The sequence below is a fragment of the Phytohabitans kaempferiae genome (assembly GCF_042433955.1).
GTDB classification, from domain to species: domain Bacteria; phylum Actinomycetota; class Actinomycetes; order Mycobacteriales; family Micromonosporaceae; genus Phytohabitans; species Phytohabitans kaempferiae.
This window is the reverse complement of record NZ_JBHLUH010000039.1, coordinates 271,160-284,051: the sequence shown is the minus strand read 5'-3', so window position 1 is coordinate 284,051 and position 12,892 is coordinate 271,160. Positions and strand designations below refer to the sequence as shown.

The 12,892-nt window shown below is 72.1% G+C and carries 8 protein-coding genes; 2 read left to right on the top strand and 6 right to left on the bottom strand.

Going from position 1 to position 12,892, the window contains the following annotated elements; translation table 11 throughout:
- Nucleotides 1-94: 94 nt before the first annotated feature.
- From ACFFIA_RS19815 to ACFFIA_RS19790, 6 genes are all read right to left on the bottom strand, one after another.
- Complete coding sequence (locus tag ACFFIA_RS19815) at nucleotides 95-3,136, bottom strand: BTAD domain-containing putative transcriptional regulator (protein ID WP_377252983.1); 3,042 nt, start codon at nucleotides 3,134-3,136, stop codon at nucleotides 95-97.
- 110 nt (nucleotides 3,137-3,246) lie between these two features.
- Complete coding sequence (locus tag ACFFIA_RS19810) at nucleotides 3,247-3,879, bottom strand: TOPRIM nucleotidyl transferase/hydrolase domain-containing protein (protein WP_377252981.1); 633 nt, start codon at nucleotides 3,877-3,879, stop codon at nucleotides 3,247-3,249.
- A gap of 99 nt (nucleotides 3,880-3,978) precedes the next feature.
- On the bottom strand, nucleotides 3,979-5,148 hold the full coding sequence (locus ACFFIA_RS19805; RefSeq protein ID WP_377252980.1) for a mandelate racemase/muconate lactonizing enzyme family protein: 1,170 nt from the start codon (nucleotides 5,146-5,148) through the stop codon (nucleotides 3,979-3,981).
- Between the two features lie 28 nt (nucleotides 5,149-5,176).
- Complete coding sequence (locus ACFFIA_RS19800; protein ID WP_377252979.1) at nucleotides 5,177-6,703, bottom strand: aldehyde dehydrogenase (NADP(+)); 1,527 nt, start codon at nucleotides 6,701-6,703, stop codon at nucleotides 5,177-5,179.
- Nucleotides 6,673-8,181, bottom strand: a complete 1,509-nt coding sequence (gene arfA / locus ACFFIA_RS19795) for an arabinosylfuranosidase ArfA (RefSeq protein ID WP_377252978.1) — start codon at nucleotides 8,179-8,181, stop codon at nucleotides 6,673-6,675. Before arfA ends, ACFFIA_RS19800 begins: the two co-directional genes overlap by 31 nt.
- Nucleotides 8,178-8,981: a FadR/GntR family transcriptional regulator gene (locus ACFFIA_RS19790; RefSeq protein WP_377252977.1), complete on the bottom strand. Its 804-nt coding sequence runs from the start codon at nucleotides 8,979-8,981 to the stop codon at nucleotides 8,178-8,180. Before ACFFIA_RS19790 ends, arfA begins: the two co-directional genes overlap by 4 nt.
- A 419-nt stretch (nucleotides 8,982-9,400) precedes the next feature.
- Between ACFFIA_RS19790 and ACFFIA_RS19785 the strand changes: the two genes are divergently transcribed.
- Together ACFFIA_RS19785 and ACFFIA_RS19780 are read left to right on the top strand one after the other, a co-directional pair.
- Nucleotides 9,401-10,864 carry a substrate-binding domain-containing protein gene (locus tag ACFFIA_RS19785; RefSeq protein WP_377252976.1) on the top strand — a complete coding sequence of 488 codons (1,464 nt, stop codon included), beginning with the start codon at nucleotides 9,401-9,403 and terminating at the stop codon, nucleotides 10,862-10,864.
- 59 nt (nucleotides 10,865-10,923) lie between these two features.
- Nucleotides 10,924-12,882 carry an ABC transporter permease gene (locus tag ACFFIA_RS19780; RefSeq protein ID WP_377252975.1) on the top strand — a complete coding sequence of 653 codons (1,959 nt, stop codon included), beginning with the start codon at nucleotides 10,924-10,926 and terminating at the stop codon, nucleotides 12,880-12,882.
- Nucleotides 12,883-12,892: the final 10 nt, after the last annotated feature.

Here is a 12,892-nt window from a genome sequence, read left to right as displayed (position 1 = left end):
ACCGCGCTCACCGGAACCTGGCATCGAGCCAGCCCGTACCCCGGCGACGGCGGCACTGCTCAGCGCCGGTGGTGCTGGCCCACCTGCGGGCCGGCTACGGGTTGGCTACGGGTACGCCGGCATCCCGCGCCAGCCGGCCGCGCAGCGCCTCGGCCTCCGGATGGTCGAGCGCGTCGAACCCGTCCAGCGCCTGCTGCCAGCACTCGCGGGCCCGCTCCGGCTCACCGGCGAGGAGGAGGCTGTCACCGAGGACCACCAGCGTGCCGGCCTCGAGCCGGGGACAGTGCTTGGCACGGAAGATGTCGCGCGCCTCGGCCAGCGGGGCGAGCGCCTGCTGGTGCCGCCCCGCGCGGAGCAGCCCCTCGCCGAGGTTGTACAGCGCCCAGGCGACACCGACCGGATCGGCCAGCCGCCGCCGCACGTCGAGCGCCTCGCGCAGGCACTCGATCGCCTCCTCGTGCTGCCCGGCGCCGGCGTACGCCCGGCCGAGGTTGCCCAGCGTCATGCTCTGGTCGTACTCCGAGGCGGTTGACCGGCGGATCTCCAGGGCCGCGGTCAGGTAGGCGACGGCGTCGGGAAACCGGCCCAGCCGGCCGTACGTGATGCCGATGTTGTTGAGCGTGCGCCCCTCGCCGTGCCGGTCGCCGATGGCACGGCGGATCTCGCGTGCCCCGGTGAGGCACTCGATGGCCTTGTCGGTCTGCTCGATCTCCGCGTAGACGAGGCCGAGACCGTTGAGGATCAGCGCCTCACCTGACCGGTCCGCCGCCCGCCGGGCCGCCCGGAGGGCGATCTGGCTGGTGCCGAGCCAGTCGTGCCAGTTGCTGTGGCGCTCGAAGTACAGCCGCAGCACCGCCGGCAACCGCCAGGCGATGTCGTGCCGGCCGTGCGTGGCGGCGCCCGTGACCGCGGCGATCAAGGTGCTCCGCTCCGCGGTGAGCCACTGGAACGCGTGCTCCTCCGTCTCGAACACCGGCAGGTCGGACAGCCGGGGCGGCTCGTCCAGGACGACCTCCACGTTGTGCGGGGACAGCCGGCGCACGGCCGCGTCGGCGGCGTGCAGGTACCAGGTGAGGACCCGATGCACGGCGTCGCCGGCGTCCTCGTCCTCGGCGGCCCGCGCGCAGGCGTACTCGCGGAGCAGGTCGTGCAGCCGGTAGCGGTCGGCGGTGACCGGTGTGACCAGGTGCTCGTCCACCAGTTGTTCGAGGGCGTGCCGGGCCGCCGCCGGCGACACGCCCGCCAGTGCCGCGGCGGAGCCGGCCGTGAAGTCTTCGCCGGGGTGCAGGCCGAGCAGCCGGAACAGCCGCTGCCCGGGCGGGTCGAGCGCCCGGTAGGAGAGGTCGAAGACGGCGCGGATGTGCCGGCTGCCGACCGCCAGCTCCCCCAGCCGATCGCCCGCCGCCTCCAGCCGCGCGGCGAGGTCGGCGAACGTCCACGCGGGCCGGGACCGCAGCCGGTGGGCGGCCAGCACCACCGCCAGCGGCAGCCGCCCGCAGAGTTCGGCGACGCGGCGGGCGGCGACCGGATCGGCGGCGACCCGCTGCTCCCCCGCGACCCGGCCGAGCAGCGTGTGCGCCTCCTGTGGTGTGAAGACGCCGAGGTCGAGCGTCCGGGCCCCGTCGAGGGCGAGCACGCGGCGGCTGGTGACCAGGACGAGGCTGGTCGGGCTGGCCGGCAGCAGCGGCAGCACCTGGTCGCCGCCGGCGGCGTTGTCCAGGACGACCAGGGCGTGCCGGCCGTGCAGCCGGTCCCGGTACAGCGCGGCCCGCGCGTCCAGCCCGTCGGGGATCTGGGCGCCGGGCACACCGAGCAGGTAGAGGAAGGAGGCGAGCACGGTGGCCGGCTCGGCGGGCGGTTCGTCGGCGTGCCCGCGCAGGTCGACGTAGAGCTGGAGGTCGGCGTACCGGCCGGATCTCACCAGCTGGTGGGCCAGGTGGACGGCGAGCCGCGTCTTGCCGACCCCGGCCATCCCCTCGATCGCCGAGATCACCAGCGTCGTGCCCGCGCCGCCGCTCGGTGGCAGAGCCGACCGCAGCGTGCCCAGCTCGGCCTCGCGGCCGGTGAAGTCGGCGATGTCGGGCGGCAACTGGCGGTGGGCGCTCACGGCCGGGCCGGTCCCGGCGGACCGGGGCACCTCCTGGCGCAGCACGCGCTGGTACGCGCCGGCCAGCTCCGGTCCCGGATCCGCGCCGAGTTCGTCGACCAGCCGCCGGCGCAGCGCCTCGTACACGCGCAGCGCCGCGGCCTGCTGCCCGCTGCCGGCCAGCGCGAGGATCAACCGCGCGTGGGCCGCCTCGTCCAGCGGATCGGCCTCCGTGACCTGCCGCAACGAGGGCAGCGCCCGATCGTGGTGGCCGAGCGTGGCGGCAGCGTCGGCGTACTCCACCACGGCCGACTGCCGTTCCCGCTCCAGTGCGGCCACCTCGGGCAGGATCCGCAGGCTGGCCAGGTCGGCCAGCGGCGCGCCCCGCCACAGGCCGGCCGCCCGCTGGTACCACTCGTAGGCGGAGGCCACGTCCCCCTCCCGGTGGGCGCGGCGGGCCCGCTCGGCGCAGCGGCGAAACTCCAGCAGGTCGAGCTGCTCGTCGCCGACGGCCAACTGGTAGCCGCCCATCGTGGCGACCAGCAACTGCTCCCGCCGGCCGGCGCGCCGTCGCGGCCGCAGCCGCTGGCGCAGCCGGGACACGCGGTTGTGCATGAGGGCGGCGGCGTTCTCCGGGGGCCGCCCGCCCCACACCACCTCGACGAGCGTGTCCAGGTGCACCGGTACGTTCGGCGTCAGCGCCAGCACCGCCAGCAACGTGCGCTGCTTGGTGGAGCCCAGGTCGACGCTCTCCGCGCCAGCGACGACGGCGAGCGGTCCGAGCACCTGGATCCGCAGGTCGTGCACGGGCGGATTGGCGCGCTGGCCGAGGCGGACGAGCCCGGCGGCCTCCTCGTCGGAGACGCCGAGGCTGGCGGCGAGCCGGCGCAGCGTGGCCGGACGTGGCGCGGCGACCCGTCCCTGCTCCAGGTCGCGCAGCCCGCCGACGCTCAACCCGGCCCGGTCCGCCAGATCCTGCTGGGTCAGACCGGCGCGCTCACGCAACGCGCGGAGGGCAGCGGAGAACCCCGCCTTTCCACCAGCCGTCACCGCCCGAATCCTTCCGGTCGTCGTCGCTCCCGGTCAGAGCCCGCGGCTACGGTACATGGACGGCACTCGACCACGACGGCGCGCGCCAGCCCGTGCGCTCGCCGCGGGCGTCACACGCCGGCGAGGACGGCGTCGAGCGGGCGCGGCACCTGGTCGAGGTCGACCGCCTCGACCAGAAGGCGCGCGTAGCGAAACTTGCGCCGGGCGGCGCTGCCGAAGAAGCGCCGCATCTGCGCGTCGACCGCCCGGTCGCGCCACGCGACCTGGCTCTGCAGTGAACGGAACGAGCCGATGTCGCCGTGCTCCTCGAAGAGCGCCTCGATGCGCGCCGCGCCGACGGCCCGGATCAGCTCCTCCTCCAGGTCGGCGACGCAGACGTGGAAGCCCAGGCGCTCCATCTCGGCACGCGTCAGCGGCGAGCCGAGACCGGCGTCGGCGAGGCCACGCCGGAAGATGTCCTCTTCGCCGACGTCACACAGGCCGGCCAGCCGCAGGCCCGCGCCCTCCGGGCCGAACCGTGCCAGGTAGCGCCGGACCGCGTGCGCGCCGCCGACCGGTAGGACCACGACGTGCTCCGCCGCGAGGTCGCGCCCGCGGCGGCGGGCCAGGGTCTCCAGCGCGATCTGGTCGCTGAGACCCTCCACGAGCACGATGGCCGAGGCGTCGCCGACCTTCGTCAGCGCCCGCTCCGTCGCCGTGGGCCCGGCTGTCGGGCCACTCACATAGCCGTCGAGCTGAGCCATCCAACGCTCGCGGCGCCTTGCGGTGTCCACCATTGGTATCGAACGACGAACGACGTCAAACCGCCACCGATTTACCGGGACCGGGCCGGCGCCCCCACCTCAGACCTGCGCCGACACGGCGGGGTTGCGGCGCTCCCAGCCGTCACGCACGAGGTTGAAGTGGGCGTTCGTCCGCGGGTACCGGGCGCACGCCTCGTGGTCGAGCCGGATGCCCAGCCCGGGCGCGGTGGGGATGGCGAAGTGCCCGTCGGCCGCGTCGACGGTCGGCGCGGCCGACACCAGGCCGGCGACCCACGGGTCGGCGAAGTCGTTGAAGTGCTCGAGCACCTTGTAGTTCGGTGTCGCGGCGGCGAGGTGGAGGTTGGCCATGGTGCCGACCGGCCCGCAGACGTTGTGCGGCGCGATGAGCACGTTGTAGGCGGCGGCCCAGCCGGCGAGCTTGCGCAGGCCGGTGAATCCACCGATGTGGGTCAGGTCGGCCTGGACGATGTCGACCAGGCCGTGCTCCAGCAGCTCACGGAACTCCGCGACGGTGTGGACCCGCTCGCCGGTGGCGATCGGGACGCTCGTCGCCGCCCGCAACTGGCGCAGCCCCACCATGTCGGAAGGTGGCACGGGCTCCTCGATCCACGCCGGGGCGTACGGCTCGATCGCCTTGGCGACGCGGGCCGCGCTGGCGGCGGTGAAGCGCCCGTGCATCTCCACCATCAGGTCGACGTCGGGTCCGACCGTGTCCCGGACCGCGGCGAGGATGTCGCAGGCGAGGCGGAGCTGGACGGCGGGCAGCTCGGCGGTCGCCGCGCCGAACGGGTCGATCTTCAGCGCCCGGTAGCCGCGCGCGATGACCTGAGCGGCCTTGGCGGCGATCGAGTCGGGCTCCCGCTCCCCCTGGTACCAGCCGTTGGCGTAGGCGGGGACCCGGCTCCGGAACTCCCCGCCGAGCAGCTGGTAGATCGGTACGCCGAGCTGTTGGGCCACCAGGTCGTGGCAGGCGAGGTCGATCGTGGCGAGCGCGGTCTGCGTCACCTCGCCGGCGCGGCCATACTCCTCCCAGGCGAACCGCCACGCGAGCCGTTCGACGTCGAACGGGTCGCTGCCGATGACGTACCGGCGGGACAGCTCGTTGACGCAGGCGAGCAGCGTGTCGGTCTTGTTCAGCATCCGGGCCTCGCCGAGGCCGCGCAGCCCGTTGTCCGCGACGAGTTCGATGAAGGTGAGCTCACGCCAGGGCGTACCGACAACGGTCGCCTTGACATCGACAATTTTCACTGCTCCTCCTAAGGCTGCAGGAGAGGTCTTATCGGATGGGCACGACGAGGTCGCCGTCGACTCGTCGGGGGATCGACGCCTTACCCTCGGCCAGCTCCACCGGCAGCAGCGCCGCCGGGGCATCCTGGTAGACCACTGGCCGTAGCCAGCGGCGGATGCTCGTGGCACCTACCGAGGTGTGCGGCGCCGAGGTGGTCGCCGGATAGGGGCCGCCGTGGTGCTGGGCCCAGGTGACGGCGACGCCGGTCGGGTAGCCGTTGAAGACGATGCGTCCGGCGATGGTCCGGAGCATCGTGTGCAGGTGGGTGAGCAGAGCCTGGTCGGTCTCCGCACAGTGGACGGACACGGTCAGCTGCCCACCGAGGCGGGCGAGGCCGGCGGCCAGCTCGTCGCTGTCCCGGTAGCGGACCACGAGCGCGGCCGGCCCGAACCGCTCCTCCAACACGTCGGGCGTGAGCGCGCCGGCGTCCACGGAGAAGAGCGCCGGCCTGGCGAGGAGCGCACCGCCCGGCCCGTCGACGCCGCCCTCCGCGACGGCGCTGACGCCGTCGGAGTGCCGCCAGGCGTCCAGCCCACGCTGGTACGCGGCGTGGATGTCCGCGGTCAGCATCGGGCCGGCCGCCGCGGCGGTGATCGCCCGGCGCAGCTCGTCGACGAGCAGATCGCCGTCGCCGGTGTCGGGGACGAAGAGCAGGCCCGGCTTGGTGCAGAACTGGCCCGTGCCGAGGGTCATGGAGGCGGTCAGCCCCGCGGCGATCTCCGCCCCGCGCTCGGTCGCGGCCGAGGCCGTCACGATCAGGGGGTTGACGCTGCCCAGCTCGCCGTAGAACGGGATCGGCACGGGACGGGCGCACGCCAGGTCGAAGAGTGCGCGGCCGCCCGCGGTGGACCCGGTGAAGCCGACCGCCGTGATCGCGGGATGCTGGACGACGGCCTGGCCCGCCTCGCGCCCGTGCACGAGGGCGAGGGCGGCCGGTGGCGCGCCACGCTCCCGCACGGCTTCGTGCATGGCCTGGAAGCAGCGGGCCGACGTGGCGGGATGCGCCGGATGGGCCTTGACGACCACCGGGCAGCCGGCCGCCAGCGCGCTGGCCGTGTCGCCGCCGGGCACGCTGAACGCCAGCGGGAAGTTGCTGGCCCCGAAGACCGCCACCGGTCCGATCGGCACGAGCATGCGCCGCAGGTCCGGGCGGGGGCCGATCGGCGTGTCCGCGCGGTGGTCGATGGTGGCCTCGAGGTACGAGCCCTCGGTCAGCACCTCGGCGAAGAGTTCCAGCTGGAGGCGGGTCCGGGTCAGCTCGTTGCCGAGACGCGTGGCGCCGAGGCTGGTCTCGCGGTCGGCCAGGGCGACGATGGCCGTGCGGTCGGCTTCGAGGGCCTGGCCGAGTGCGGTGAGCAGGGCGGCGCGGGCGGTGCGCCCCATCGCGTCCAGGTCTGGCGCCGCGTCGGCCGCGGCCCGGCAGACCCGGTCGACCTCGGTCGCGTCCATGGCGGCCGGTGCGGTGCCGGCGGACTGGTCGAGGCTCATGCCGCCGCCCACCGCAGGATCGTCCACGAGACCGGCGGCAGCGTCACCGTGAGGCCGGTGTCGGAGCGGGTCACCCGGTCGTTCGGCAGTGGCCGGACCCGGTCGGGCGCGTCGAGCGTGTTGTCCACGTACGGGTCGGGGCCGCTCACGGTGGCGCACTCGACGACCTCGACCGTCTCGCCCGTCACCTCCACCGTCACCTCGGCCTCCTCGGAGGTGTCGCGGTTGACCAGGAAGACGGTGCCGCCGCGCGCCTGCTCGTCCCAGGTGGCGACCGCGTCGACCGCGCCGACCTCGCCGAACCTCGCGGTGTCGACGGTCGAGCCGGCCGGGCGGGCGTCGAGCACGACCCCCTTGGCGTGCCGGGCGGTCTGGGCGAACGGATGGAAGATCGTCTGGCGCCACGCCGGTCCGCCCGGTTCGGTCATGATCGGCGCGATCACGTTGACGAGCTGGGCCTGGCAGGCCGCGGTGACCCGGTCGCTGTGCCGCAGGAGGCTGATCAACAGGCCGCCGACCACGACCGCGTCGGCGAGGTTGTAGCGGTCTTCGAGCAGGCGGGGGGCAACCGGCCAGTCCTCACCGGACGGCGGCACGGACGCCGCCGCGCGCTGGTACCACACGTTCCACTCGTCGAACGAGATCATGATCTTCTTGCGGGAACGCTTGACCGCCCCGACCGCGTCGGCGATGGCGACCACCGAGTCGATGTACCGGTCCATGTCCTCGGCGCTCGCCAGGAAGCTGGCCAGATCGTCGCCGGCCTGGTGGTAGTAGGCGTGCAGCGAGATGTAGTCGACCTGGTCGTACGCCTCCATGAGCACGTCGCGCTCCCAGTCGCCGAAGGTCGGCATGCCGGAGTGGGACGAGCCGCAGGCGACCAGCTCCAGGCCCGGGTCGAAGCGCCGCATCGCGCTCGCGGTCTGTCCGGCCAGGCGCCCGTACTCGCTCGCGGAGCGGCGGCCGACCTGCCACGGGCCGTCCATCTCGTTGCCGAGGCACCACATGCGGATGCCGTACGGCTTGTCGACGCCGTTGGCGCGGCGCAGCTCGGCGTAGTGGCTGCCGCCCCGGTGGTTGGTGTACTCCAGCAGGTCGAGCGCCGCCTCGACGCCACGCGTGCCCAGGTTGACCGCCATGATCGGCTCGATGCCGGCCTTGCCGGCCCAGCGCATGAACTCGTCGACGCCGACCGCGTTGGTCTCCAGGCTGTGCCAGGCCAGGTCGAGCCGGGCCGGCCGCTGCTCGACCGGGCCGATGCCGTCCTCCCAGCGGTACGAGGAGACGAAGTTGCCGCCCGGGTAGCGGACCGTGGTGGCGCCCAGCTCGCGGACGAGCGCGAGCACGTCGGTGCGGAAGCCGTCGCCGTCGGCGGTGGGATGGCCGGGCTCGTAGATTCCGGTGTAGACACACCGGCCGAGGTGCTCGACGAACGAGCCGAACAGGCGCGGCCGCACCGGCGCCACCTGGCGCCGAGGGTCGAGCTGGAGGGTCGCCCGCTTCACGCCGGGCCGCCCGGCTCGCCGGTGGGCGGGAGGAACGGCAGGTCCAGCGCGGCGTAGAGCGAGCGCTCGGTCTGCGCCAGGTGGTCGCGCATGGCCGCGGCCGCGCCGGCCGGGTCGGCGTCGGTGACGCACTGGAGGATCGCCGCGTGCTCGTCGATGACCTCGGTCAGTGGCCGGCCCCGCTCGACGTGCCCGCGCCGGCTCTGCAGGCGGCTGTTGCGCAACGGCTGCTGCATCGCCTCGATCAGGAACGTCAGGATCCGGTTTCCGCTGGCCGAGGCGAGCGCCTCGTGGAAGCGGACGTCAGCGGCGTTGAACGCCTCGGAATCGTCGATCGACGCGCGCATGGCCGCCAGGGCGTCCTCCATGCCGGCGGTGGCCGCTCGGCTGGCCCGCATCGCCGCGAGCCCGGCGATGTGCACCTCGAGCGCCCGCCGGACATCGAGGAGATCCAGGTAGTTGCGCGGGTCGAGACGCACGCTGGCGGTGAAGAAGTCTTCGATCGCGATGGCGCTCAGCGGCGCGATGACGGGCCGCCGGCCTTGGCGCACATGGATCAGCCCCCGCGCCTGCAGTGACTTGAATGCCTCGCGCACGGTGAGCCGGCTGACGCTGAGCTCGTCGGCGAGCTCGGACTCCGACGGCAGCGGCGACCCGGGCACGGCTCCTCCGAAGACCAGCCGCTCGAGCTCGGAGACAACTCGTTCGTGGGCGTTCAGGGCAGGCTCCTCTTCGACCGGGACCAGGGGGCATCGATAGCGACAACTTATCAGACGAGATGAGTGAGTCGGACTGTACATTACGGCCGACGATCTTGGGGAGTCCCCTTTTGCACAGCCAATTTCCTGCAGGAAGGCGATCGTTTGTAACGAGCGCGTAACGGGCTCATCTGATGTGTTGACAGTCGAAGTTGCCCGCGCCGAAGATCGCTACCCATCCGGTACTCCCAGCACGCGGAACCGCCGGACCAACCCCGACCCCACCCCCTCCAACCGGCGTCCATGAGTGCGCCGGGCGCCTGACAGGTAGACGAAGACCCACGGCGAGTCCAACGGGCCACCGCCCGCGGTGACGCCTGCGCGCCGCCGGTGTCAGCACCTCCAGCCCTCCGGGCCGGCGGCTCCGCGGATCCCGTTCGTCACGGGACGCGGCCGGCTGGTATCAGCCGGGCGCTCCACAGCAGAACTACCCAGGACCGAACTCATATGGAAGGTGAAGGATGAAGCGTCCAGCTTTGGATCGCCGCCAGTTCCTTCGTGGAGCGCTCGTCGTGGGCGCGGCGGCAACGGTGCCCGGTATGGCGGCGTGCCAGACCGAGGAGGGTCGGGCGCGGACCAACCCGACGCCCGGCACGGCGGCCGGCGTGCCGCAGGAGCTGATCGACGAGGCGGCGCAGTTCAAGGGCTCCACGTCGAACACGCTGTCGCAGAAGCAGTACCTGGAGACCGCGAACGGCGCGATCGACCGGGCCGTGCGGCAGTTCGCCAGCCAGACCGGCACGACCGTCAACAACGTCACCGTCAACACCGACGAGGGCAACTTCATCGCCAAGCAGGACGCCGCGGTGAAGGCCGGCGACGTCCAGGACATGGCCTTCGTGGCCGCCTCCCGCTTCGTCGCCCAGCTGCACGAGCTCGGCGACATCGAGGACGTCACCGCCGAGGTCGAGCAGCTCCAGCAGAAGTACGGCGCGGTCGGCGCGGCGGCCGAGGCAAGCCTGAAGATCGACGGGAAGTGGTGGGGCATCCCCTACTACACGATCGGTGGCGGCGGCTGGTGGCTGCGCAAGGACTGGCTCGAGGCCAAGGGCATCCCCCGCGAGCAGCTCAAGTCCTTCGAGGACCTGCGCGACGCGATGCTGGAGATCTCCGACCCGGCGCAGAAGCGCTACGGCTGGGGCGTCTCGGTCAACCGCAGCAACGACGGCAACGTCCTCATCGAGTCGGTCATCAACCACTGGGGCGGCTCGTTCACCGCCGACGACGGCCGCAAGGTCTTGTTCAACTCACCCGAGACGGTGGCCGCGGTCCAGTTCCTGGCCGACATCTACCGCGACCCCAAGTACAAGAACATGCTCCCGCCCGGGGTCATGAGCTGGACCGACACGGGCAACAACGAGGCCTGGCTCGCCGGCATCGTCGGCGCCACGCTCAACAGCGCGAGCATCTACGCCCAGTCGAAGTCGACCGGCAACCCGGTCTACGGCCAGACGTGGGCCTTCGAGGGCTTCACCGGACCCGGCACCGACAAGCCGATGAACGCGATCAACATCGACACGATGGCGTTCGTGGTCTTCAAGGGGAGCAAGAACCCGGGCCTCGCCAAGGTGCTGGCCAAGTACCTGGTGGCCGGCGACGCGTTCCTCGGGCTCGCCAAGGAGTCCGGCGCGCTCGTCTACCCCGCCTACGAGGGGATCTGGGACACCGACACGTTCTACCGCACCGGTGACCCGTACTTCCCGGTCGCGCACTCGCTCGTCACCGCCGACCTGCCCTTCACGACGACGACCGGCTACAACTTCCCCCAGCCGGCCAGCTCCGGGCGGAACGCGGCGCTGTCCGCGTACATCCTCACCGACATGATGGGCGAGATCGTCCAGAAGGGCACGGCTGTACCGGCCGCGGTCGCGACCGCCCACCAGCGGATCGTGCAGGCGTTCGAGCAGCTGGGCATCAAGCAGTGAAGAGCGCCTTGCGGGAGGCCCGGCCTGGCGAGAAGCAGACCGCGACACCTGGGAGGCCCGTGAGGTCCGGGCTTCTCGCAAGGCGGATGCTGGGCGCCGACTGGCGCATCGGGTACCCCTTCGTCGGGCCGATGGTGCTGCTGATCGGCGGCCTCATCGCCATACCGTTTCTCGACGCCGTCCGGCTGAGCTTCACCGCCCGTCAAGGCAGCGAGAACGTCGTCGTCGGCTTCGACAACTACGTCAACCTCTTCTCCGACCCGTTCTTCCGGACCGCGGTCGCCAACACGTTCGTCTACACCGCGTGGGCCGAGGTGTTCAAGGTCGCGGCCGGCCTCGTCGCCGCCCTGCTCCTGCACCACCTGCGCCGGGGCCGCGCCATCGTGACCGGGCTCGTGCTGCTGCCCTGGGTCATCCCGACCGTGGTGACCGCGGTGAGCTGGCGCTCGCTCTTCGACCCGATCTTCGGCAGCCTCAACCACGTGCTGAGCCTGACCGGCATCGGTCCGCTGCTGGCCGCCCTCAACATCGTGCCGGAGTGGCCGGCCGCGTGGCTCTCCGACCCCGACCTGGCGATGGCCTCGGTGATCACGGTCAACGTGTGGAAGGGCATCCCCTTCTTCGCCATCAACTTCCTCGTCGGGCTCAAGGCGATCGACAACCAGCTCTACGAGGCGGCCTCCGTCGACGGCGCCTCCGCGTGGCGCCGGTTCATCCACGTGACGCTGCCCGGGCTGCGGTACGTCATCCTGGTCACCGTCCTGCTCTCCACGATCTGGACGTTCAACAACTTCGACCTCGTGTGGCTGCTGACCCAGGGCGGACCGGGCAGCTCGACCGCGCTGTACACAATCTTCGCCTACCAGACCGCGATCATGCAGTTGCAGCTCGGTCTCGGCTCGGCGGCGGCGCTCTTCCTCCTGCCGATCTCGGCCCTGCTCATCTGGATCCTCACCCGCTATTTGCGCGCGGACGGCGACCGGCCGGACGAACGGCGGCGCGGACGGCGGATCGCCCGCGCGGGCCGGCCGGCGCTGTACGCCACCGGCGTCGCGCTGCTGGCGCTGCTGTTCTACCTCGACGCCAACCTCTTCGTCCGCAGCACACTCGGGGTCGCCCTGATCCTCGGGCTCGGTGCCGCCTGCGCCTTCGGATCCGAGGCGCTGGCCAGGGTCCGTTCCCGAAGCATCAGCGGAAGCTGGCTCGGGCGGATACCGCTGTGGCTGGCCAACGCGATCCTGCTGACGTTCATCCTCGCCCCGCTGTACTGGGTGGTCGTCACCGCGTTCAAGTCCGACCTGCAGATCACCACGCGGGAGAGCCTGCTGTGGCCGCAACCGTGGACCAGCGACCAGTTCTACGCGCTGTTCCTGGACCATCCGTTCAGCACCTGGTTCCGCAACACCGTCATCGTCGCGACCATCGCCACACTTGTCGCCGTCATGCTGGCCGCGCTCTCCGCCTACGCCCTGGCGCGGCTGAAGTTCCGCGGCGCCGGCGCGCTGACCGGCATCGTGCTGCTGACGTACGTCATGCCGGCCGCCCTGCTGTTCATCCCGCTCTACCGGATCCTGAGCGCGTTCAAGCTCACCGACTCGCTCGGCGCGCTGCTCATCGCCTACCCCACGTTCACCCTGCCCTTCGCGTGCTGGTTCCTGCTGGGCTACTTCCGGGGCGTCCCGTTCGACCTCGAAGAAGCCGCGATGACCGACGGCGCGACCCGCTTCGGCGCGTTCCGCAGGGTCATCCTGCCGATCGCGCGACCGGCGTTGCTGACCGTGGGGCTGTTCACGCTGACCAACGCGTGGAACGAGTTCCTCTTCGCCTATGTCTTCATCACCGACGAAAGCCAGAAGACCCTGCCGCTGGGGCTCCAGGGAATGATCATCGGCGACATCGTCCCGTGGGGCCAGCTCTCGGCGGCGTCGATCCTCGTCAGCGTTCCCGTGGTGCTCGCGTACGGCTGGGCACAGCGCTTCCTGGTCGACGGGCTGTCGGCCGGAGCAGTGAAGGGATGAGAACCCCACA

Bases quoted from the DNA above. Each gene is read 5' to 3' on its own strand.
- ACFFIA_RS19810 (WP_377252981.1), bottom strand. From the start codon at position 3,879: ATGGCTCAGCTCGACGGCTATGTGAGTGGCCCGACAGCCGGGCCCACG.
- ACFFIA_RS19790 (WP_377252977.1), bottom strand. From the start codon at position 8,981: ATGTACAGTCCGACTCACTCATCTCGTCTGATAAGTTGTCGCTATCGA.
- ACFFIA_RS19785 (WP_377252976.1), top strand. From the start codon at position 9,401: ATGAAGCGTCCAGCTTTGGATCGCCGCCAGTTCCTTCGTGGAGCGCTC.